Source organism: Blastococcus saxobsidens (assembly GCF_010682065.1).
GTDB lineage: Bacteria > Actinomycetota > Actinomycetes > Mycobacteriales > Geodermatophilaceae > Blastococcus > Blastococcus saxobsidens_B.
In genome coordinates, this window is sequence record NZ_JAAGWG010000022.1 from 63,304 (window position 1) to 85,729 (window position 22,426).

19 protein-coding genes are annotated in these 22,426 nt (G+C 71.1%); 6 read left to right on the top strand and 13 right to left on the bottom strand.

The genetic code is table 11. The annotated features are described in order from the left end of the window. Positions 1-29 precede the first annotated feature (29 nt). The 12 genes from uvrA to GCU60_RS14115 form a co-directional block, all read right to left on the bottom strand. Positions 30-2,534 carry an excinuclease ABC subunit UvrA gene (uvrA, locus tag GCU60_RS14060; RefSeq protein WP_163206261.1) on the bottom strand — a complete coding sequence of 835 codons (2,505 nt, stop codon included), beginning with the start codon at positions 2,532-2,534 and terminating at the stop codon, positions 30-32. Between the two features lie 249 nt (positions 2,535-2,783). Next, positions 2,784-3,770, bottom strand: coding sequence for an NAD(P)-dependent alcohol dehydrogenase (locus GCU60_RS14065; RefSeq protein ID WP_163206263.1), 987 nt, complete (start codon positions 3,768-3,770; stop codon positions 2,784-2,786). A gap of 203 nt (positions 3,771-3,973) precedes the next feature. Continuing rightward, entirely contained in the window at positions 3,974-4,837 is an 864-nt protein-coding gene (locus GCU60_RS14070; RefSeq protein ID WP_163206332.1) for an amidohydrolase family protein, read from the bottom strand. Positions 4,838-4,857: 20 nt separating this feature from the next. After that, positions 4,858-6,846, bottom strand: a complete 1,989-nt coding sequence (locus tag GCU60_RS14075; RefSeq protein WP_163206334.1) for an acetoacetate--CoA ligase — start codon at positions 6,844-6,846, stop codon at positions 4,858-4,860. Positions 6,847-6,851: 5 nt separating this feature from the next. Next, entirely contained in the window at positions 6,852-7,769 is a 918-nt protein-coding gene (locus GCU60_RS14080; RefSeq protein WP_163206265.1) for an HAD family hydrolase, read from the bottom strand. After that, positions 7,766-9,316, bottom strand: a complete 1,551-nt coding sequence (locus tag GCU60_RS14085) for a biotin carboxyl carrier protein (protein ID WP_163206267.1) — start codon at positions 9,314-9,316, stop codon at positions 7,766-7,768. Before GCU60_RS14085 ends, GCU60_RS14080 begins: the two co-directional genes overlap by 4 nt. After that, a complete protein-coding gene (locus GCU60_RS21105; protein ID WP_163206269.1) occupies positions 9,313-10,731 on the bottom strand; it encodes a biotin carboxylase N-terminal domain-containing protein in 1,419 nt (472 codons plus the stop codon). Before GCU60_RS21105 ends, GCU60_RS14085 begins: the two co-directional genes overlap by 4 nt. Next, a complete protein-coding gene (locus GCU60_RS14095; protein ID WP_163206271.1) occupies positions 10,728-11,261 on the bottom strand; it encodes an acetyl-CoA carboxylase biotin carboxyl carrier protein in 534 nt (177 codons plus the stop codon). Before GCU60_RS14095 ends, GCU60_RS21105 begins: the two co-directional genes overlap by 4 nt. Next, the gene (locus tag GCU60_RS14100; protein ID WP_163206273.1) at positions 11,258-12,364 is read right to left on the bottom strand and encodes a PEP/pyruvate-binding domain-containing protein; all 1,107 of its coding nucleotides are present in this window, start codon (positions 12,362-12,364) and stop codon (positions 11,258-11,260) included. The genes GCU60_RS14095 and GCU60_RS14100 overlap by 4 nt, the downstream gene beginning before the upstream one ends. Before the next feature lie 100 nt (positions 12,365-12,464). Next, positions 12,465-14,336: a PEP-utilizing enzyme gene (locus GCU60_RS14105; RefSeq protein ID WP_163206275.1), complete on the bottom strand. Its 1,872-nt coding sequence runs from the start codon at positions 14,334-14,336 to the stop codon at positions 12,465-12,467. Between the two features lie 93 nt (positions 14,337-14,429). Next, entirely contained in the window at positions 14,430-15,191 is a 762-nt protein-coding gene (locus tag GCU60_RS14110; protein WP_163206277.1) for an SDR family NAD(P)-dependent oxidoreductase, read from the bottom strand. Then, positions 15,188-16,876, bottom strand: a complete 1,689-nt coding sequence (locus GCU60_RS14115; RefSeq protein ID WP_163206279.1) for an FAD-dependent oxidoreductase — start codon at positions 16,874-16,876, stop codon at positions 15,188-15,190. Before GCU60_RS14115 ends, GCU60_RS14110 begins: the two co-directional genes overlap by 4 nt. A gap of 190 nt (positions 16,877-17,066) precedes the next feature. Here GCU60_RS14115 and GCU60_RS14120 point away from each other — a divergent pair, with 190 nt between their 5' ends. Together GCU60_RS14120 and GCU60_RS14125 are read left to right on the top strand one after the other, a co-directional pair. Beyond that, entirely contained in the window at positions 17,067-17,873 is an 807-nt protein-coding gene (locus GCU60_RS14120) for an IclR family transcriptional regulator (RefSeq protein WP_163206281.1), read from the top strand. Further along, the gene (locus GCU60_RS14125; protein ID WP_163206283.1) at positions 17,824-18,258 is read left to right on the top strand and encodes a tyrosine-type recombinase/integrase; all 435 of its coding nucleotides are present in this window, start codon (positions 17,824-17,826) and stop codon (positions 18,256-18,258) included. The genes GCU60_RS14120 and GCU60_RS14125 overlap by 50 nt, the downstream gene beginning before the upstream one ends. Before the next feature lie 423 nt (positions 18,259-18,681). Here the strand turns inward: GCU60_RS14125 and GCU60_RS22120 are convergent, their stop codons facing one another. Then, a complete protein-coding gene (locus tag GCU60_RS22120; RefSeq protein WP_204262034.1) occupies positions 18,682-18,918 on the bottom strand; it encodes a helix-turn-helix domain-containing protein in 237 nt (78 codons plus the stop codon). A 710-nt stretch (positions 18,919-19,628) separates the two neighbouring features. Here GCU60_RS22120 and GCU60_RS14135 point away from each other — a divergent pair. The 4 genes from GCU60_RS14135 to GCU60_RS14150 all read left to right on the top strand — a co-directional run bounded on the left by GCU60_RS14135 (position 19,629) and on the right by GCU60_RS14150 (position 22,426). Then, entirely contained in the window at positions 19,629-20,051 is a 423-nt protein-coding gene (locus GCU60_RS14135; RefSeq protein ID WP_239521193.1) for a helix-turn-helix domain-containing protein, read from the top strand. Between the two features lie 196 nt (positions 20,052-20,247). Beyond that, on the top strand, positions 20,248-20,844 hold the full coding sequence (locus GCU60_RS14140; RefSeq protein WP_239521194.1) for a hypothetical protein: 597 nt from the start codon (positions 20,248-20,250) through the stop codon (positions 20,842-20,844). Positions 20,845-20,855: 11 nt separating this feature from the next. After that, a complete protein-coding gene (locus tag GCU60_RS14145; protein WP_163206289.1) occupies positions 20,856-21,740 on the top strand; it encodes an ATP/GTP-binding protein in 885 nt (294 codons plus the stop codon). After that, positions 21,740-22,426, top strand: coding sequence for an SAF domain-containing protein (locus GCU60_RS14150; protein ID WP_163206292.1), 687 nt, complete (start codon positions 21,740-21,742; stop codon positions 22,424-22,426). The genes GCU60_RS14145 and GCU60_RS14150 overlap by 1 nt, the downstream gene beginning before the upstream one ends.

A 22,426-nucleotide genomic window follows, 5' to 3' on the forward strand; every position in this document is an offset into this window, starting at 1 on the left:
GACGGCATGAAGTTGAGCGTTCATCCTCTTCAACGGCTCGACGCTGCGGGTGTTCCAGGCACCCCGTCAGAGCTGGCGAGACGCCGCGCGAGGTAGGGGGCGGTGGCGCTGCCCGGGGTCGTGGCGATCTCGGCCGGAGTGCCGCAGGCGACGACGCGCCCGCCCGCATCCCCACCGCCCGGGCCCAGGTCGAGGACCCAGTCGGCGGAGGCGATCGTGTCGAGGTCGTGCTCGACCAGGACCACGGTGTTGCCGGCGTCGACGAGCAGGTGCAGCTGGGTGAGCAGCAGTCTGGTGTCGGCCGGGTGCAGGCCCGCTGTCGGCTCGTCGAGCAGGTAGAGGGCGTGGCCGCGGCGGGCGCGCTGCAACTCGGTGGCGAGCTTGATGCGCTGGGCCTCGCCACCGCTGAGCTCGGTCGCCGGCTGGCCCAGCCGCAGGTATCCCAGTCCGACGTCCTGGAGCGTCTGCAGGCTCCGCGCCGCGGCCGGGACGTCGGCGAGGAACGGAGCTGCGTCGTCGACCGACAGAGCCAGGACGTCGGCGATGCTCCTGCCGCGGTGGAGCACCTCGAGGGTCTCGGCGTTGTAGCGGGCGCCATGGCAGGTCGGGCACGGCGCATAGGTGCCGGGCAGGAAGAGCAGCTCGACCGAGACGAAGCCTTCCCCCTGGCAGGTCTCGCAGCGGCCCTCGGCGACGTTGAAGGAGAACCGGCTGGCGGTGTAGCGCCGGGCCCGCGCCTCGTCGGTCGAGGCGTACAGCTTGCGCACGGCGTCGAACAGGCCGGTGTACGTGGCCAGGTTCGACCGGGGCGTGCGGCCGATGGGCCGCTGGTCGACGCGGACGAGCCGGTCGAACGCCTCCAGCCCGGTCGCGTCCCGCAGGTCGACCTCGAGGTCCTCGTCGTCCGGGTCCTCCGATGCCGGGCCGAGGTGCCGGCGCACGACCTCGGCAAGCACCTGCGTCACCAGCGTCGACTTGCCGGAGCCCGAGACCCCGGTCACCGCCGTCAGCACGCCGAGCGGCACGTCGACGGACACGTCGCGCAGGTTGTGCCGGGAGACCCCGCGCAGGTGCAGCCAGCCCTGCGGAACGCGGGTGGAGTGCTCGATCGGCTCGGCTCGGCCGAAGAGGTACCGACCGGTGGGGGAGTCCGCCACCTGCTCGAGGCCGGCGACCGGGCCGCTGTAGAGCACCCGCCCGCCGCCGGCGCCCGCGGCGGGGCCGATGTCGACCACCCAGTCGGCCCGGCGGACGACGTCCATGTCGTGCTCGACGACGAAGAGCGAGTTGCCCGACGCCTTGAGCCGGTCGAGGACGTCGAGCAGCGGCTCGGCGTCCGCGGGGTGCAGGCCCGCGGAGGGCTCGTCGAGCACGTAGACGACGCCGAACAGCCCGGAGCGCAACTGGGTGGCGATCCGCAGGCGCTGCGCCTCGCCCGGCGACAGCGTGGTCGAGGGCCGGCCGAGGCCGAGGTAGCCCAGGCCGAGGTCGAGCAGCACGTCGATCCGGGTGACCAGGTCGGCGCTGATCCGCACCGCGACCTCGGTCGCCTCCCCGGACTCCGCGGTCGGCGTGGCGGCACCCGGCTCGGCGAGGAGCGCCACGGGTCGCAGCAGTGCGGCAACATCGACGAGCGACATCGCGTTCACCTCGGCGATCGAGCGGCCGGCGAAGGTCACCGCGAGCGCCTCGGGCCGCAGCCGGCTCCCGGAGCACTCCGGGCAGGCGATGCCCTCGACGAACCGCATGGCCCGGTCCCGCATCCGCTGGCTCTGGGAGTCGGCGAGCACGTGCATGACGTGCTTGCGGGCGCTCCAGAACTTGCCGTGGTAGCCGTGGTCGATGCGGTCGCGTTCGGGCTTGATGAGGACGGACGGCTGCTCGTCGGTGAACAGCAGCCAGTCCCGGTCCTTCTGGCTGAGGTCGCGCCACGGCGTGTCGACGTCGATGCCGAGCCCGGTCACGATGCTGCGCAGATTGGCGCCCTGCCAGGCGCCGGGCCACGCCGCGATGGCGCCGTCGCGGATGCTCAGCGACGGGTCGGGCACCAGGAGGTCCTCGGTGACGTCGTGCACCTCACCGAGGCCCTGGCAGCGCGGGCAGGCACCCGCCGCGGTGTTGGGGGAGAACGCGTCGGCGGCCAGGCGGGCGGCTCCCGGCGGGTAGGTCCCGGCGCGCGAGTAGAGCATCCGCAGCAGGTTGGACAGCGTGGTCAGGGTGCCCACGGTCGACCGGGAGCTCGGGGCTCCGCGCCGCTGCTGGAGGGCCACTGCCGGTGGCAGACCGGTGATCTCCCGGACGTGCGGTGCGCCCACCTGCTGCACGAGCCGGCGGGCGTAGGGCGCGACCGACTCGAAGTACCGCCGCTGCGCCTCGGCGTAGAGCGTGCCGAACGCGAGCGAGGACTTCCCGGAACCGGAGACGCCGGTGAAGGCGACCATCGCGTCCCGGGGGATGTCGACGTCGACGTTGCGCAGGTTGTGCTCGGAGGCTCCGCGGACATGGACGAAGGAATCGGTAGCCGCGTCTTCCACCTGCGCAGGCTAGTCACGGCCTCGACACGAGCGTTCGCCGAGGAGGGCGCAGGTGGGGCTCGGCACCCGCCAGGGCGGCGTGAGACCCCATCGACGACGAAAGGGCGCCCACGATGTGAGCGCCCTGCACGTTCGCCACCGGGGTGAGCCAGTGATCTTGTGTCCGAGGGGCGACACGGTACATACGCACACGTTGGCTGCGTCCCACCGCAACCAAGCGGGGATGGCGCGGGGCGCGGCCAATGACGCTCAGGGGACGGTGACGACGACCTTGGCACGGGCGTGTTCGGTCTCCAGGTAGCGGATCGCGATCGGAACCTCGGCCAGCGCGTAGGCGCGGTCGATCACCGGACGGACTCGTCCGGACTCAGCCAGCTGAGCCAACGCGGTCAGCCGCTCCGCGGTCGGCGTCGCAGTGAACGGCGCGATCCGCTGACGGATCACGCGGCCGACCAGCCCGCCGCGGACGATCAGGGCCATCGGCCCGATCAGGCTGCCGCCGTCGAACACCCCTCCGCCGGACAGCACCAGGGTTCCCCGCTCGGTCAGGACCCCGCGCAGCTCACGGAGGCTACGGTTGCCCACCAGATCGAGCACGACGTCGAAGCGTTCACCGGCGGCGAGGGCGTCCTCGGTTGTGTAGTCGACGACGGCGTCTGCGCCGAGCGAGCGCATCAGATCCAGGTTCCGCGTACTGCAGACAGGCGTGACGTGTGTGCCGAGTGCCTTGCCGATCTGGACGGCGAAGGTGCCGACTCCGCCCGAGGCGCCGTTGACCAGCAGCCGCTGGCCGGGCTGCACGCGCGCGACATCGCGGAGCGCCTGCAGCGCGGTGCAGCCGGCCAGTGGCAGGGCTGCCGCCTCCTCGATCGTCAGACCGGCGGGCTTGGGTGCGACCTGGCCGGCCGGTGCACGGACGTACTCGGCGAAGGCGCCATCGGTCATGCCCGTCTCGCCGTACACCTCGTCGCCGGGCAGCACGTGGCTCACTCCGGTGCCGACCTTGGCGACCTCGCCGGCGAAGTCGCGGCCGCGGACGGGGGCCTTCGGGCGGCGCAGACCGAGCTGCAGCCGGGCGAGCTTGGGGTCGCCGCGCATGACGTGCCAGTTAGCCGCGTTGACCGAGGCGGCGCGGACGCGAACCAGCACGTGCCCCGGGCCGGCGTCCGGCCGGTCGACGTCCTCCAGGCGCAAGGTGTCGGGGGATCCGTACTCGCGCTGGACGATCGCCTTCATCGCTGCCCCTCGGATGCCCACCGATCCTTGGTCGGGAGGCTAGGGGAGAAATGCGAGCCCACACAGCCCAGAGGCCGTGGGGGTTCGCATCGGTGCGTGGCCGAGCAGCTCCACGACGACCCGGGGATGCACGCCCGCGGACAGCGGCAGCGTTGCCGCCGTGTGCCGCCCGTCGTGCAGCCGGACGTCGCGCACGCTTCGCGTCAGGCCAGTCCCAGTGCACGGACGGCGTTGTCCTTCATGATCAGCGGCCGCACGTCGTCGCGGATGTCGAGTGCCTCGAAGTCCCGCACCCAGCGCTCGGGAGAGAACAGCGGGTAGTCCGACCCGAACAGCACCTTTCGTCGCAGCTGCGTGTTCGCCGCGCGCACCAGCTGCGGCGGGAAGTACTTCGGTGACCAGCCGGACAGGTCGATGTAGACGTTGGCCTTGTGCTGGGCGACGGCGATCGCCGCGTCCTGCCAGGGCACCGAGGGGTGCGCCATGATGATCGTCAGGCCGGGAAAGTCGGCGGCGACGTCGTCGAGCAGCATCGGGTCGGAGTAGCGCAGCTTGATGCCGCGCCCGCCGGGCAGCCCCGAGCCGATGCCGGTCTGGCCGGTGTGGAACAGCGCCGGGACGCCGAGGGCCTCGAGCTCGGCCCACAGCGGGTAGTGCCGCCGGTCGTTGGGCTCGAAGGCCTGGATGGACGGGTGGAACTTGAACCCGCGCACGCCGTGCTCCACGACCAGCCGACGGGCGGCCCGGATGCCGGCCGCGCCGCGCGCCGGGTCGATCGAGCCGAACGGGATGAGGACGTCGGCCTGCTCGGCGGCCGCCTGCGCGATGTCTTCGTTGGAGAGGGTCGGGTGCCCGGTGGCCAGCTCGGAGTCGACGGTGAAGACGACGGCGGCCATCTTCAGCGCCCGGTAGTGCTCGGCGATCTCCGGCACGGTCGGGTGGTGCGGCTCGCCCTTGAAGTACTTGGCGGCGGCCGTGAGCAGCTCGTCGTCCATCGACAGGTGCCCGTGCAGGTCCTGCTCGACGTGCACGTGCACATCGACGGCAACCAGCGCGTCCAGGTCCAGCCCGGACGTCCTCGGCTCTGTCATCGCGTCGCCACCGACCGCTCGTCCAGGTCGAGAGTCGACCGAACAAGTGCCGCCGCGGCCACGAACGCATCGGGATCGGTCAGGCTGCCCATGTCCACCGCCTTGCCGACGGGCAGGCCCTGGACGACCCGCTTGAGTGGCACCTCCAGGCGCTTGCCGTTGCTGTTCCGGGAGAGCGCAGACGTGACCAGCACGCGGTCGGGGGAGTGCCGGGGCGAGAGCTGTTCCCGCAGGGCACCGCGCACCCGGTCCGGCAGGCCCTCCGCAGGGGTGGCGCCAGCCGCGACGACGACGATCAACCAACCGTGCGCGGTATCAGGGTCCTCCAGGTGCAGTACGACGCTGTCGAACACCTCGGGGAGAGCGTCCAGGACGCTGTAGAACTCCGCGGTGCCCAGCCGTACGCCCCCACGGTTCAAGGTGGCGTCCGACCGGCCGCTGACCACCCAGGTGTCGCGTTCGGTGTGGACCAGCCAATCGCCGTGCCGCCAGATCCCCGGGTAGGTGTCGAAGTACGCCGCGGTGTACCGGCTGCCGTCGGCGTCACCCCAGAAGCCGATGGGCATGGAGGGCATGGGCTCGGTAACCACGAGTTCGCCGGGCTCGCCGACGAGGGGCTTCCCGTTCGGGTCGAAAGACTCGGTCGCCACCCCGAGGGGCCGGCAACTCATCTCACCGGCATGAACCGGAGACAGGGGACTGCCGCCGACGAACCCGCTGCACACATCGGTGCCACCCGACGTGGAAGCGAGCAACAGGTCGGGCCCGACTGCCTCGTAGACCCACGCGGCGGCAGCCGCAGTCAACGCGGAACCGGATGAAGTCACCTCTCGCAGGGCGGACAGGTCCAGATCCGCGCCCGGTGTCAGGCCGGCTCGGGAGCACGCGGCCAGGTAGCCGGCACTCGTCCCGAACAGCGTCGCGCCGGTCTCCGCGGCCACCACCCACTGAGTCGACAGGTCGGGCCAACCCGGATCGCCGTCGAACAGTACGACCGTCGCCCCGACCACCAGCCCGCTGACCAGCAGGTTCCACACCATCCAGCCGGTCGTCGTGTACCAGAAGCCGGTGTCGCCCTCGCCGATGTCCATCTGCAGACCGAGCGCCTTGGCGTGCTCCAGCAACAGGCCGCCATGGCTGTGCACGATGGCCTTGGGCAATCCGGTGGTGCCGCTGGAGAACAACACCACCAGCGGATGGTCGAAGGGCAGCGGCTCGTAGGTGGCCGGCGCCGAGTCGGCAGTGAACTGTCTCCAGCTCAGCGCGCCCGCCGGCGGGGGGGCCGCCGAGCTCAGGTACGGCACCTGGACGACGGTCAGGTCGGGCCGCAGCCCCGCCCGCACTGAGGCGACCGCCTCGGCACGGTCAACGGTCTTGGTGCCCCAGCGGTATCCGTCGACGCAGACGAGCAGTGTCGGGTCGAGCTGACTCACCCGGTCGAGCACGCTGCGTGCGCCCATCTCGGCCGGCACGCTGCACCAGATCGCCCCGAGACCGGCGGCGGCCAGGTGCACCACCAGGGCCTCCGGGATGTTGGGCAGGTACCCCACGACCCGGTCACCGTGTCCGACTCCGGCTGCCCGCAGACCCTGCTGGGCGCGGCCGACCAGCTCGGCCAGCTCGTCCCCGGTGAGGTCCGTGGGTGCCCGGGTCTGGCTGCGGGCATGGACCCGGACCGAGGCCCCGGGCCAGCGCAGGGCGTGCTCGGCGTAGTTCAGCGTCGCCCCAGGGAACCACTGGGCGAAGGGCATGTCGCGGCGGCCGAGGACGCGCTCGGGGGGACGGTGGCTGATCACGTCGGCCCAGTTCCAGACTTCGGCCCAGAACTCTTCGAGCTCCTCGACCGACCACCGCCATGCGGACTCGTAGTCCGGCAGCACGCGTCCGGTCCGCTCCTGCACCCCGTCGAGGAACCGTCCGAGCCGAGTGGTCTGCCGGGCGGTCGCCGGAGGGGTCCACAGCGTCGTCCCGGCCGGCACGGTCATCCCGGTCACGCCCGCCGTGCCGCGGCGGCCGCGTCAGCGAGCCGGAGGTGGTCCAACAGCTCGGGCAGACCGGCGACGACGAGGTCCGGCTCATCGCCGGGCGGTGCGGCAGCGACGTCTGCGGCGCCGTGCATGCCCGTGGTCACCAGGACGCCCATTCCGTCCGCAGCCCGCGCCATCCGCACTTCCAGGGTCAGGTCGTCACCTGCGACCAGGACGCGGTCAGCCGAGACCCCCAATCGGCGGGCGGCAATGACCATGGCAGCCGGTGACGGCTTGCCGAGCACCTCGTAGTCGCACTTGGTCACGTAGGACAGTCCTGCGGCGATGAACCCTCCGACGCCGGCCATGGGGCGGGTGCGGGAGGCGAAGCGCCGCGCATCGCTGCAGACCAGGAGGTCGGCGCCGCTCCAGATGGCGTCAGCAGCACTCTGCATGCTGTCCCGGTCGAAGGCGGTGTCCCAGCCGACGACGACCGCGGCAGCTGAGCTCGGGTCGCTCCGGTCGGTCAGTTCCACCCCCGCGGCGGTGAGGACGTCGATGAGTCCTGGACCACCGAAGGCCAGCACGGGTCGAGCGCCGTAGCGTTCCAAGACGACCTCTGCGGCGACCACGGACGGGGTGAGCACGTCGTCCTCGGTTACGTCGAGGCCGAGCTCGTGCAGCGAGGCCGCCAACTGGGCGGGCACCTGGCTGGAGGCATTCGTGAACACGACGACCGAGCGTCCGGAGGCCCGCACCTCCTGCAGCGCCTCGGCTGCTCCGGGCAAGAGTTGGCCGCCGTGTCCGCCAGGGTTGTCAGAGAGGACGAGGCATCCATCGACGTCGAAGACGATCCCCCCCACAGCGGCCAGCCGGTCGAGCACGGCGGGCGTGGCCGCGGAGGACACGGCAAGGGCAGAGACAGTCGGCTCGGCGGTCACGCCGGGTCCTCCGATCGGGACGTGGGGTCGGCGTCTCCCGCGCGGCGCAGGGAGATGTGCGTATCGCCGATGCTGAGGTCGAGGGACCGCCAGCGGGGGAGGGCTCGGACGCGGGCAAGCACGTCGCCGAGGCCGTGGACCGGTGTCGTCGGTGGGGCAGCGGGCCAGGACGGGGCCGGGCCGGCGGCGGCGACCGCGGCGAGTTGTTCGGCTGGGAGGACAGCTCGCAGCACGGCTTCGTCGTCCGACACCGGCCCGGAGGCCGCGGCGCGGGCACGCTCCCGCAGTTCGTCTGCGGTGGGCTCGGGCCATGGGACGTCGAGTTCCGTCGTCCGGGGCGAGGCGGCGACGAGTCGCTCGACGTCCGGGTCGACGCGGCCGGGAGGGGGGCCGAAGTGGCCCAGGACGTAGCGGATGACCTCGTCCGGCAGCCGTGACCAGCGCGCCTGGCCGGAGCGAGCGCCCACGACGTTGAGCACTGCCTGGCTGCCGACGAACTGGCTGTAGGGCGTCACCATGATCGGATAGCCGAGTTCGGCTCGGACCCGGCGCACCTCCTCCAGGACGGCGGGCAGCAGCTCGGGCACCCGCATCTCGGCGAGTTGGCGCTTCAGCGTCCCCATCATCCCGCCGGGCACCTGGTGGGCGTGCGGGCTCAGGTCGTAGTCGGTGGGCGCTCCCGGTGCGAGACCCTGCGTCGCGGCGAAGGCGGCGATGAGCTCCTCGGCCTCGGCGACGGCCGCCAGGTCGATGTCCACGTCGATGCCCACCGCGTCGAGGTTCGCGGCCAAGCGGGTGATCGAGGGCTGGCTGGTCCCGTTGGCCAGCGCACCGATCGCGGTGTGCAGGATGGGGACGCCCAGCTGGGCGGCCAGCACGTACACCTGCGGCGCGACGCCGGTGGTGCAGTGGCTGTGCAGCTCCAGTGGGACGTCGCCGACGGCTTCGAGCAGCTCCGGGACGAGCGCCGCGGTCCGCTCCATGGTGAGCAGACCACCGGGATCCTTCAGGTAGACCGCATCGACCGCAGGATCGGCGGCCAGGGCCTCGGCGGCCTTCCGGTACAGGTCGTCGGTGTGGACGGGGGACTCGGTGAACGTCACGGCCGCGACGACCTGCTCGATGCCTTCCTCGTGGGCCATGCGGGCGACCGCGAGAGCGGCCTCGGTGTCGTTCATCGGCTCGGCGATCTGCAGGCGGCGCATCCCGTGGCGGGCCAGCGCTGCAAGTGCCATCCGCATGACCGATTCCGGGGAGCGGTCCCAGGACATGAACCGCATTCCCGTGGTGATCAAGGACAGGGGCGTGGTCGGGACCACGGCTCTCATGCGGGCGATGCGCTCCCAGGGGTCTTCCTGGTGGAACCGGACACCCACGGACAGGTGAGTGGAGGAGGTGAAGTCCAGGGCGTGGAACCGCGCGCGCTCGAGCGCGGGGCCGACCGCCTCCACCATGCCGGTCGTGAGACCGGTGGCGCCCCACAGGCTCTGATTCCCGTCGCGCAGGCTGGTGTCCACCAGCCGCACGACGGGCCGGCCGGCGCTCATGCGGCACTCCGCGAACCGGGGAGCGGGACGGACGTTGCCGCGCCGGGGGGCTGCGGCGGCCAGACCGTCTCCAACCACTGCGTGGAGACTCCGCCGCGGCGGAACGCCGGATCGGACAGGACGGTCTGGTGTACCGCCGCCGTGGTGATGACTCCCTCGATCGAGGTGGCCGAGAGGGCGGCGCGCATCGCGTCGATGGCCGCCTCTCGCGAGTGGGCCCGCACGATCACCTTGGCCAGCAGGCTGTCGTAGTAGGGCGGGAAGAGGTAGCCGTCGCTGACATGGGTGTCCACCCGGATTCCGGGTCCGCGCGGGAACGAGGCCGTGGTGATGCGACCGGGGCTGGGCCGGAAGTCGTGTGTCGGGTCCTCGGCGTTGAGTCGGCACTCGAGGACGTGGCAGGCGGGGTCGGGTAGATCAGTGGGGAGTCCGTGCGGCTGGCCTAGGGCGAGCCTCAGTTGCGCGGCGACGAGGTCGACGCCATAGGCCTCTTCAGTGACCGGGTGCTCCACCTGGATGCGCGCGTTGACCTCGAGAAAGACCACCGTGGCCGCGTCGTCGTCGGTCGGGGTGTGCGATTCGGTGTCCACCAGGAACTCGACTGTCCCGGCTCCGCGGTAGCGCAGTTCACGCACCAGGTCTGCGGCGCTGGTCCGCAGCAGGGTGCGCGTCGCGGTGGTGAGACCCGGGGCGGGGCACTCCTCGAGCAGCTTCTGATGGCGGCGTTGCACGGAGCAGTCGCGCTCGCCCAGGACGACGACGCCGCCCTCACCGTCGCCGAAGACCTGGACCTCGACGTGGCGGGCCCGGCCGTAGTAGCGCTCGATGTACAGAGCCGGATCGCCGAAGCCGGCCCGGGCCTCGGCTGCGGCCTGCGGGAGCAGTCGGGCGAGCTCGGTCTCGTCCTGCGCGAGGTGGATGCCGCGCCCGCCCCCGCCGTGGACGGCCTTGACCAGCAGCGGGAACCCGACGTCGCGGGCGGCGGTCAGTGCCGAGGCCTCGTCGGTGACCTCGGCTCCTGGTGCCACGGGCACCCCGGCTGCCTGGGCCACGGCGCGGGCGGAGGTCTTGTCCCCGACGGCGCGGAGGGTCTCCGGCCGAGGGCCGGCGAAGGCGATCCCGTTCTCCTCACAGGCCTCGGCCAGGGCCGGCTGTTCGCTCGCGAACCCGTACCCGGGGTGGAGCACGTCGGCGCCCACGCTCATCGCGGCCTGAGTCAGGACGTCGGCCCGCAGGTAGGACTGGGCCGGGGACGGGGGGCCGATCACCACCGACCGATCGGCGAGCCGGGCCGCCAGGGAGTCCCGGTCGGCACTGCTGACGGCCACCACCGGGGACAGTCCCAGTCGTCGACAGGCGGCGACGACGCGAACCGCGATCTCGCCACGGTTGGCGATGAGCACGGTGCCGTTCACGCCGTGGCCTCGGCGACGCGGAACAGTGGCTGTTCGAACTCGACGAGCTCACCGTCGGACACGCAGATCTCGGTGATGGTGCCCGCCACCCCCGCGGTCACCTGGTTCATCAGCTTCATGACCTCGACGATGGCGACGGTGGTGTCCGTGGCGACGACGTCGCCGACGGTCACGAACGGGGCCGCGTCGGGGGAGGGCCGACCGTAGAACACGCCGAGGACCGGAGCAGCGACCTCCGTGGTCGGGCCCCTGTCGGTCGGCGGCGGAGCGGACTCCGAGGGGGTGCCCTGATGGAGCGTGGTGGTGTCCGATGCGTCGGCGTGCGCTGAGGGCGCGGCGGGGCGCGTCGACGTGCCCGTCGGCTCGGGAGCCGCGGGTTGGGAACCAGCCGGCGCGAGGACGGTGCGTGACATCCGCAGGGTGAAGCCGGGCAGTTGCAGGTCGACGTCGGCGAACTCGCCGCCGTCCAGTTGAGTGACCAGCGCGACGACGTCGTCCCACGTCGGGGGCTGGCTCTGCGGAGTGCTCATGCCGCGTCCCCGCCCGCTCGGCCGGCGGCGGAGCTGATCACGTTGAGGTAGCTGGCCCCGCCGGTGGCGGCTCGCCTGGCCCGCGCCTCGGCCTGCCGGGCCTTCCAGCTGGTCTCCGGCCGGCTCTGGAGCAGCAGCAGCCGCGCCGGTGCGTGGTCGGTGGACCGGGTGAGCGCCCATTCGATGTCCACCGGGTGCGCGTAGTGGTCCTCGACCCGGGTGGCGAGCTCGGCCAGTTGCAGCACCATGGCCGCGTCCAGGCAGGCGATGTCCCGCTGGTCGGCCGGGACCGGAGCAGTGATGACCCCGGTGCCGCTCGGGTCGGGGACGCACTGGGTCAGCTTGTGCGCGATCGTCTGACTGGTGAGCTGGGGACCGGCCTTGCTCACCCAGAACTCGTCCGGTGTGACCTCGCCGGAAACGACAGCGTGACCCAGGCCCCAGCTGGCGTTGATGGCGATGACCGAGCGGTCGCCGGTACGCGGACTGACGGTGAAGGCAACTCCGGCGACGGCGGCGTCGACCATGCATTGGATGGCGACGGAGATGCGGGTGGCGTCGGCGGCCTGCTCCGCTGTCAGCTGGGTGCGGTAGGCGATCGCCTGAGGGGTGTAGAGGCTGGCCCAGCAGGCCCGGACGTGCTCGATGACCGAGTCGGCTCCGACGACCCACAGGTAGGTCTCCTGCTGGCCGGCGAAGCTCGTGGCGTCGCCGTCCTCGGCGACCGCGGAGGAGCGCACTGCGACAGGCAGGTCACCGTCTGGGTGCCCCCACCGCTGACACAGTTCGGCGTAGTGGGTGCGTATCTGTTCTTCGATCTGCGCCGGCACTGCGGAGGTGCAGATCAATGCGGTGGCACGGCGGTGCGCGTCGTCCAGGGCGGCCGAGCTGGTCGGGTCGGTGCTGAACACGAGATCTGTGAGCTGGGAGCGCAGACCGCCGGTGTCCCGGAACAGCTCGAACGCGTCGACGGTGACGGCGAAGCCGTCTGGGACGTCGATGCCGGCGGAGAGCAGTTCGCCGAGGCTGGCGCACTTCCCGCCGACCGTGGGCCGGTCGTCCAGACGCAGGTCGGCGAACCACCGGGTGTAGAGGGTGCTCACGCGGACTCCTCGGGAAGGGTGGGCGGCCCGGAGGCCGCGAGGGTGTCGGGGGACGGGCTGTGGTGCGCGGTCGTGCGCACCACAGCCGCCGGAGAGCTGTTCAGTCGGACAGGATGGTGACGGTGCCGGTGTTGCCGTCGACGCGGACGATCTGTCCGGTCCGGATCGACGTGGTCCCGGTGCCGGTCCCGACCACGGCGGGCAGGCCGTACTCGCGGGACACGATCGCGGCGTGGCACATGATGCCGCCGATGTCGCTGACGGCCCCCTTGATCCGGGCGAACACGGGCGTCCAACTCGGGCTGGTGATTGGCGCGACCAGGATCTCGCCCTCCAGCAGCTCGTCGAGGTCGGAAGGGGACAGCACCACGCGCGCGGGGCCCTCGGCGATGCCGGGGGAACCGGCGAAGCCGGACAGCACCCGGCCGCCGTCCCCCCCGTCCTGGGCGTCGAGCCACTTCTGCACCTGCTCGTCGGTGATGCCCCAGAGCATGATGGTCATCGGCTCGACGATTCCGGACGGCTCGGGGCCGAGGGCGGGCGGCGCCGCCCAGCGGTTGAGTACGGCGTGCACCCGGCGGCGCTCGGCGATCACGGGTGGCCAGAAGTCTGGGCCGAGGGGTTCCCCTCCGCCGCACCAGGCCATCTGCAGGTCGACCAGCGCGTCGGCGATCTCCGCGCGCCGGAGGAAGAACAGGTCGTCGACCTGGTCGAAGAAGCCGTATCGGACGAAGAGCGCACCGAGTTCGCGCATCTTGTTCCAGAAGGTGGTCATGTACCAGTGCTCGATGAAGAAGTTGTGGTTCTCCACGTAGGGGAAGACGACCTTGGAGAGGCCGAGTGCCTCGTCGAAGGCCTGGCGGTCCGCCTCGTCGTCGATGAGGCCGCGGTAGCGCGCGGTCACGGCGTCTCGTTCGGCGGCGACCGCGTCCACGGGCCGTGACAGGTCCTCCCCGTTGCGCAGCCGGCCGATGTACTCGCCGATCATCGTCAGGGGGAAGGTCGGGTCGTCCGACCAGCTGCGGTGGTGGTGGTAGAAGCCGTTGCCGTAGGAGAAGTGGAACCACGGGTCGGCGGACTCGTCGTAGGCCGCCCACCAGCGGGCCCCGGCGTCGCTGCTGCTCATGTCCTGCCGCAGCTCCTCGTGGGGCCGGCCCGCCGTGAGCTCGGTGACCAGATCCAGTTCGATCGCCAGGGCGGCCAGCTTCTTCAGCTCGTCGTCGGGCCGGAAGAGCAGCACGTCGACGCCGCTGACCATCTTCGCGACCGACTGGTCGGTGATCTCGGGAAAATGGGAGCGGCACAGCATGAGGAAGTTGAGATAGGCGGCGTAGCCCATGTTGAGGAACTCGCTGTGCAGGTTCCACGCGGCGTCGACCGAGGCCAGCAGCGCCTGGTAGGCGACCAGGAGGTCGTTGGAGGTGGTCACGCCCCTTCCGGCCAGCACGTTCTCCACCGGCTCCAGTTCGCCCATCTCGGGGATGACGATGGCGCCGACCTTGGCGATCTCGGCCCTGATCTTGCGCTCCCAGGCCTCGTAGAGCGTGGGCCAGTTCTGGTAGTAGTGGCCCACCCGGACGGCGAACTCCCCGGCGCGGCGGCCGATCTCCTCGGGGTCCTCCACACCGTTGGCGCTCATGTAGACGTAGCCGTTGAGAACGCGGACGTCGATGCCCAGTGCCGGCGGCAGGGCGAACACTCGCGTGTTCATCACGCCGGTGGACATGAAGGCGCTGTCGGACGTGACGATGTCGAAGGGTGGCATGGCCTCGGGAAAGTGCATGCCGTTGCGGAACCAGGTTCGCTGGCTGTCTTTGGCGCGGCGGGCGTCGAGGAACTGGTTGTAGTACGGGTACATGGCGCGCCAGCCCTCGGCCCCCTCCGGGCTGCCGATCTCGTAGGGGTCGGGGAACCCGCGGCGACGGGGCGCGGAGCTGTCGGAACCGGTCCGGGGTGCTTCGGTGGTGGTCATGCGATCTCCTCTGTGAGTGGGGGTCCTGGCCGCTCCCCCGGGCGGTGTACTAGGCGGCGGTCCGTGCGTCTGGTGATCGATGCGCCGATGGCCTCAACCGGCCACGCGGCCACCGTTGACGAGCAGCACCTGGCCGCTGATGAAGGCCGCGGCCGGCGAGAGCAGGAAGGCCACGGCACCGACGACGTCCGCGGGCACCCCGACCCGGCCCAGGGGGGTGCCGGTGGTGTCGTAGGTGTCGGGGTCCCCGATCGCGCGAGCACCCTCGGTGTCGGTGAAGCCGGGTGCCACGGCGTTCACCCGGATGTCGCTCTGACCTGCCTCACGGGCCAGAGCACGGGTGAGACCGATGACGGCCGCCTTGCTGCCGACGTAATGCGCCATGTTTCGTGACCCGCTGAACGCCGTCTCGCTGGACAGGTTGACGATGCCCGCGCAGTCCGAGGCCGCGAGCAGGCGCGCGGTCGCCCGGTAGACCAGCCACGGGCCGCGGACGTTGACGGCGAAGACGCGGTCGAACTCCTCGACCGGGACCTGCTGTGCCGGCGCACGGGTGACCGACACGATCGCCGCGTTGTTCACGACCCCGTCCAGTCCTCCCAGAGCCCGCGAGGCCTCGTCGACGGCCGAATTCACGGACACCTCGTCGCTGACGTCGCACCGTGCGGTGTGCACCTCGCCCAGGTTGGACCAGCCGGTCGCGGCCTCGGCGAGCCCGTCCTCGTCGATGTCGACGGCGAGCACTCGAGCGCCGGCGCTGGCCAGGTGGGACGTGATGGACCGGCCCAGTCCACGGGCGGCGCCGGTGACCAGGACCCGGCGGCCGGTCAGTTCGGTGCCGGGTGTCCCGCTCATGCCTCGACCGTCACGGGGGCGGCCACCGGCGGGGCGACCGGGCGCAGATCGGCGTCGGCGTCGAGGGAGAGGTCTGCTGCGATGGCGCGCCAGCAGTTCAGGCTGCTGCCTCGTCCGATGCCCGATCCGGAGTGCATGGACGAGGAGCACGTGTAGAGGTTCGGCAGCAGGGTGCGGTACCCCGACAGCTCCGGGATGGGGCGGAAGCGCCCGCTCTGGCTGGCGATGGTGCTGCCCTGGCTGTAGCCGCCCTCGCCCATGTCAGGGTGGGTGGCCAGGACGTCGCGGGGCATGGTCAGCCGCACGCTGGCGATCACGTCGCGGGTCATGTTGGGGGCGTACCGCTGCCACTGGCTCACCAGCAGGTCGGCGACCTCGCCCTCGATCCGCTTCCAGTCCGAGCTGCTGAACAGTCGCAGGGGCGCGGTGAACTCCTCGACACCCACCAGGTGCTGGCCCGCAGGGGCGCGGCTGGGGTCCCAGATGGTGTCGGCGCTCGTGAGGGCGAAGGCTCGGCTGGAGTAGCCGCGCGTCATGATCTCCGCCTGGTAGCGGGTCGCCAGCCAGTCCGGGTCCTTGGGCCCCCAGTACAGCCGTGGCTGCGGGCCGACCTCGGGGTTGCCCGTGGCCGCGGCGTAGTCGGGAAGCTCGTGGACGGCGATGTTGGCCCAGAGCAGCTGACCGCGGTCGAAGTGGATGTTGCGCAGCCGATGGTCGATGCGGGGGGTGCGCTGCACCGACGGCAGCAGATCCAGCACCGTTTGTGGCATGCCCAACCCGCTGACGACCAGGTCGGCGCGCACGGTCTCGCCGTCGGCCAGGCGGATGCCCACGGCGCGCCCGCCCTCGACGAGGATCTCCTTCGTCTCGGCGTGCGTGCGGTACTCGACACCACGACGGCGGCCGGCGCTGACCAGGGCGTCGGTGATCGCCTGGGTGCCGCCCACGGCGATCGCGGCCGGCTCGAGCGAGAGGGTCAGCCCGAGCACGTGCACCAGGCCCTGCAGCCCCAGCACGTCGTCGGGGTAGGCGCCGGTGGACGTGGTGGCGGCCCGCATGAACAGGGTCCGCAGCTCATCGGACTCGAAGAAGTCGTAGGCCAGCTGGCGCACGCTCATCACCTGGTGGACGGGTTCGATGAGGCCGCCGTCCTCGACCAGGGACTCCAGCGCGTCCGGCGTGCCCCACGGGGTCGGGGCGGTGAACCGGTGCTGGCCGAAGGCCTTCTTCCACTTCGTCGTGTAGGCCTCGTGGAAACGGAGGTAGAAGTCCGCGTCGGCGCCTGAGAAAACCCGGATCGCCGCCTCGGTGCGAGCCACGCCCTCGGGCCAGGGGACCTGCGTGCCGAGGTCGTCGACCACCCGGTAGGCAGACCAGCCGACGAAGGCGGTGCCGTCGTCGAAGACCATCGCCTCGTTCCCCTCGGGGAACACGTAGCGCAGGCCCTCCGCGTGCAGGTCGAAGTCGCGGTAGGCGGGGTGGGAGTAGAAGCGCGTCCAGTGCGAGTAGTGGTTCATCGTGTAGCCGCGCAGGGGGCCGTTCCCGCTGACGGCAGAGCCGCCGAGTCGCCCGGAACGCTCGAAGACGCCGACGGACAGCCCGGCCCGAGCCAGGTAGCACGCGATGATCGTCGAATGGTGGCCTCCACCGAGGACGACGACGTCGTACCGGGACTCGCTGCTCACTGGGCCTCCACTGGCCGTTCGGGTGTCGGGGCACCGTGGCTCAGGCCACAGATGTGCGCCAGGCCATGTTCTCGTTGAACGAAAACATATCTGGCGAACAGGGGCGGCTGGCGGCCACAGGCGTCTCGCCTGGCGAGGCGCTTCCGGTGAATGGAAACGATATGGTCCGGTAGGACGGCGAGGAGGTGTGATGGAAAAGACGTCGACGGCGACCCCTTCGCGGTCGGTGACCGTTCGTGCGATCACCGTTCTGGGCGCGTTCGACGCGACTCACCGCGCGCTCAACCTCTCGCAGCTGGCGAGACGCAGTGGCCTGCCGCTCGCTACCGTGCACCGCCTGGCGGCGGACCTCATCGAGGGCCGGCTACTGGTCCGCCGGCCCGACGGCCGCTACGAGGTCGGCGCTCGCATGTGGCAACTGGGCCTGCTGGCCCCGCCGACCGCCCTGCGGGAGCTGGCGCTCCCGCACCTCCAGGACCTCGTGGCCGGCACCGGGCACACGGTCCACCTCGCGGTCCTGGACGGGCCCAGCGCACTGGTCATCGACCGGCTCGCGGGCAGCCGGACCCTCCCCACCCGGCACAGCCCGGGGGGACACCTGCCACTGCACTGCACGGCGGTGGGGAAGGCTCTCCTGGCCTGGTCGCCGGCCGATGTCCTCGAGCAGGCGTGCGCCGGGATGACCCGCCACACGCCCTACACCCTGACGGACCCACGTCTCCTCCGCCGGCAACTCGACGAAGTGCGGCAGACCGGGATCGCTCGCAGCGCTCAGGAACACCGGCTCGGTGTCTCGTCGCTCGCGGTGCCCGTGCACGGACACAACGGGGTGGTTGCTGCCCTGGGGGTCCTCGCGCCGCTGACGACGCCGCGTCTGACGAGTGCTCTTGCCCATCTACGCACGGCGTCGGCGTCGGCCTCGGCGGACTACATGCGCAGCGAACTGGATGGCGGAGTGCAACAGGCCGAGCCCCCGCCGGGCGAACCCGCGCCGTAGTCCTGAGAGGTCGGACGAATCGGTTCATGGTTCAGGCGGATCCGCCTATCGGGTCAACACCGGGCAGTGTGAAAACCAAGGGTGCCGGGGAGCAGCTTGTCGAGGGCCCACACCCCGGCACCCCGAGCGCTACTCGCACCGGTTCGTGGAGCAGGCCGTGCAGGCGTGCAGGGCGCTGGGGGAGGACCAGCTGCCGAAGATCCGGCTGCACGACCTGCGTCACACCCGCGCGACGCTCCTTCTGGCTGCCGGCGAACCGGTGAAGGTGGTCTCGGAGCGTCTCGGCCACGCCAGCACGACCATCACGCTGACCGTCTACCAGCACGTCCACTCCGGCCTGGGCCGGCAGGCCGCCGACCGGTTCGCGGCCCTGCTGAGGGGCTGACCAGCGCCGCGAACCATCACGGCGATATCACGAGGCCGTTCTGGGCCTGGAAACGACAACGCCCCGGCCTCCTGACCTGCAGGAAGACCGGGGCGGTTCTGTGTCCGAGGGGGGACTTGAACTCCTGTTCGCAGCTAAGCATCCAGGTGCGTCATGATGCCTTGACCTGCGCTTTTGCCTTGCGTCAAAGACGCCGAGACGACCCAGATTCGCATCCAGATACCCCCGAATGCGCGGGCGGCAGTATCACGCGGAGTATCACGCGGCGATCCTTCGCAGACCCGATTCCCGACCGGTCGGCCAGCTTAGTCACGGGTATGCCACCCCACGCAGACGACGCTTTGTCGGCTAGGCAGCGACTTGTCGGTACGGGGCCGCTCGGCGTCCTCGTTGCGATCAGCTGGTTCGTTGTGGAGTGCGTGGCTAACGGCCACCAGTAGAGGTGTCGTTCAGGCCTCCGACAGCGTCGTCGACTGCCACGCCCAGGACGGCCAACAGGGGTAGGCGTGGGATCAGTACTCGTCGACCCAACCGGACCACCGGCAGCTCGCCGTTCTCGATGGCTCGCGTCACCGTGCGGACGTCGACACCGAATACCGAGGCCGCCTGCGCGATGGTCACAACGGCGGAGCCGCTGGCCCTGAGGTCCTCAAGGTTCACCGCGATCCCTCCCAACCAGCGATGACGTCGGGCTGGACCGGAAGCGCCCCAGGACCGGCATCGGCCCGTGCCGGAGGCCTTTGACGGATGGTCGTCCTACAGCCGGCCCTGAGCAGGCGCACCTCCTCCTCTGGCGTCAGCAGGAGGGGATCGGCGCCTAGCACGTCGTGGAGCAGCTGTGCATCGCCCATGTCGCTTTCCTCCAGAACTGTCCCGCTCCGCTGACACGGGCCCGGACCGTGCTGGAGCGGTTGCTGCTTGCCGTCCAACGGTCGCGAACGAGGCTCCAGAAGTTCTCTCGTTCCAGTGAACGGGAGCACCGCCCGGCCCGCTGTCATCAGACAGGCCGGCGCCTCGGATGGGTCTTCGGCTACTGGGGAATCCCTGGAGAAGTACCGGAGCTTAGCCTCGTGTACGGGGCCAGTGGCTACTGCCCCGGTGCTCCTCAGATGGTGGGGCGCCCTTACGGACGGCGCACCGAGCTCGGCCGCGCGGTCCCGCCCGCATGACCTCGACCCGCCCCGCTCCGAGCGCGTTCTCCGGTACTGCTCCTGTAGTTCTCCGGTCAACGAAAGTGCTCTCGCGCCACGACGAGGCCCGTCTGACGGAGTCGAGGTTGCGGCTAGGGTTCAGCGCCACGGCGGGTGTCCACCGAACGGGTGATGTGGGGGAGAGCTGCCATGGCGCGGCCACTGCTTCGAGGTGACCGCTTGCGGGCTGCCCGCGAGGCCGTGGGGCTGACCAGAGAAGAACTGGCCATGAAGCTTGAGCTCTCCGGCCCGGCGCGCATCCGGGTCTGGGAGACCGGGCTTGAGCGCCCGCGACCCCGCTTCGTGCCGCGGCTGGCGGCTGCGCTGGGCGTCGACCCGTTGTACCTGCTTGACGTCGATGCGGGTGACCCGCCCCTGGCGGCTCTTCGCCTGGCGGTCGGATTCGCCACGAACCAGGTGACTGCTCCCGGCCTGTCCGTCATGACGTACGTGCGCCTGGAGGACGGTCGCCCCGGTGTAGATGACTCCGCGAGGGTGATCGCCGCCGTCGCCGAAGTCCTCGGTGTGGACGTCGCCCGCGTCGAGGCGGCCGTCCGCCGTTCTCGCCGCGACCACGCGGCCTTGGCGTCTCCTGGCGGCTGAACAGGAGACTTACGGGAGGAAAGGCTTGTCTCCTCGGGCGATCTCGGTGGTAATTTCCCCCACCACCGCCCGGGAGGTGCCCATGGCCCGCACGACAGAGTCGAGCGTGACAGCGGCCAGCGTGCCTGCAGCCCGCCCGCTTCCGGGTCATGCTCATGCCGAAGCGTGGCCTGCGGCCCCGGCGAGGGCAGTCGCGATGACCACACGGCGGTGGACGGTCGCCGTACTCCTGTCGCTGCTGCCCCTCGCCGGCTGCGCGGCAAGTGACGCCAGTCCGGACTCCTCGCCGAGTACGACGACGTCCTCGTCGCCGCAGACTCCGTCGCCCTCTCCGCTGACGAGCGACGCGCCGACCGCCGAAGACGAGGCGGCAGAGGCCGCGACCACGGTGGTCAACGAGATGCTGCGCGTGACAGACGCGGCCAAGCAGGACCCCGGTGCCCGGGACTGGGAACCGGAGATCCGGCGGTTCTCGGGCGACCCCGCCGCGCTGCTCGCGGTCACTGCAGTACGGGACTACGCGACGATCGGCCTCCGCCAGGAAGGCGACACCGTAGTCGAGCTGGAGGTGACCGACGTCGATCTGGCGGCTCCCGGCGGGCCGACCGTGAGGATCACGGGCTGCTACGACAGCCAGAGCACGCGCGTGGTGAGGGTGGAGACCGGCGAGGTCGTGCCACCCGGGACTCCGTCTCGCTACGTCTGGGACATCACCGTGACCCGCTACGAGGCCGAGCCCGGATCCCCGTGGCTGGTCAACCAGTTGGATCCGCTGACGGACCGAGCATGCTGAGGACGGTCGGCGTGGTCCTGCTGGTGGCCGCGATGCTCGCGGCCCCTGGCGGGGTGGGCAACGCTGTGGCAGCACCCGTCGCGTGCGCCAAGCAGGATGCGCAGACCGGCGTCTGCCTGGTCGAGGCGACTTCTCCCGGTCAAGCTGCGGACGCAGCTCCCGTAGTCGACGGCGTCAGCTCCGGTGGAGTACAGGAGACCGGCGGAGAGGCCTCACCTCATAACCCGTGCACGTACACGGTGGCGCAGCCGCAGCCGGCACCGACGAGCCATCTGTGGCAGGGACGATCTCCGGCCGACGGAGCGATGTACGTGCAGGTCTGTCCACGGGTGGACGGCTCGGGCCTCACCACGATGCTCGTGTTCGTACCGAACGGCTCGGCTCCGCCCGCTGGCCCGCCGGTGGACCCGCGCGTTTTGGCTGAGCAGGCGATCGCATCGCTCGTCATGCGTGCACCAGAGATCCGGATGGCGCCGCCACCCGGGTCTACCAGTGGTCTGGTGGGTCTGCCGGTGTGGATGTGGACCGAGCGCGGAGAGCAGTTCCTCGGACCGACCCGGCAGTCGGTGTCGGCCGGTGGCGTCACGGTTGCGGCCGTGGGCCAAGTCAGCCACGTCACCTGGGACATGGGGGACGGCACCACGGTTGTCTGCGGCGCCGGGACGCCGTACGCGCCCGGGGTTCAGGGTGAGTCGCCGGACTGCGGCCATGTCTACGCGCAGACGTCGAGCCGACACGTGGCGGGCGGTGGCCCGTGGCCGATCACCGCGACGAGCACGTGGACGGTCACCTGGTCCGGCGGGGGGCTGTCAGGAACCGAGACGCTGGAGCTGTCCTCGTCGTCGGAATTGTTCGTCGGTGAGCTGCACGTCCTCAACCAGGACCGGAGTAGCTGATGACTCGCACCCAGCCGCCGGGGACCAGCGCGGCGCCCCCCTCCGGGGCGGGCACCGGGCTTTCCCGGGCACCGGTGCTGCCGCCGCCGCGTCGCCGGCGCCGTCCGGCGCTGCTGGCGCTGGCGGTGACCATGGTGGTCCTCGGAGCGCTGGGGGCTACCTACCTCGCGACGTCGTTGGGTCAGACGTCCCCGGTCATCGCGCTCGCCCGGGAGGTGCCCTGGGGTCAGGCCATCACCGCTGCCGACCTGGTGGAAGCGAGGATCTCGCCCGATCCGGCGTTGCAGCCCATTCCGTACGGCGACCGCGACCAGGTGATCGGCATGGTGGCGGCGACCACCCTGACGTCGGGTTCCCTCCTCACCCGCGACGCGCTGACCGATCAGCGCCTCCCGGCCCCTGACCAGCATCTGGTCGGGGTCGGCGTGTCGACGGTGCAGCTGCCGACGACCGCGCTGCGGCCCGGGGATGACGTTCTCCTGGTGCCCGTGGCCGCCGGCAGCGCTCCAGTCGCGCCCGAGGCAGGGGCTCCAGGCGGGGTGGAGGCGACCGTGGTGCAGACCGGTCCGCCGGGAACCGACGGTCTGCGAGTGGTCGACGTGCTCGTCGCCGCGGCCGACGGGCCGGACGTCGCCGCCCGCGCCGCTGCAGGACTGCTCGCCATCGTCGTGGTCGCCGGCGAGTAG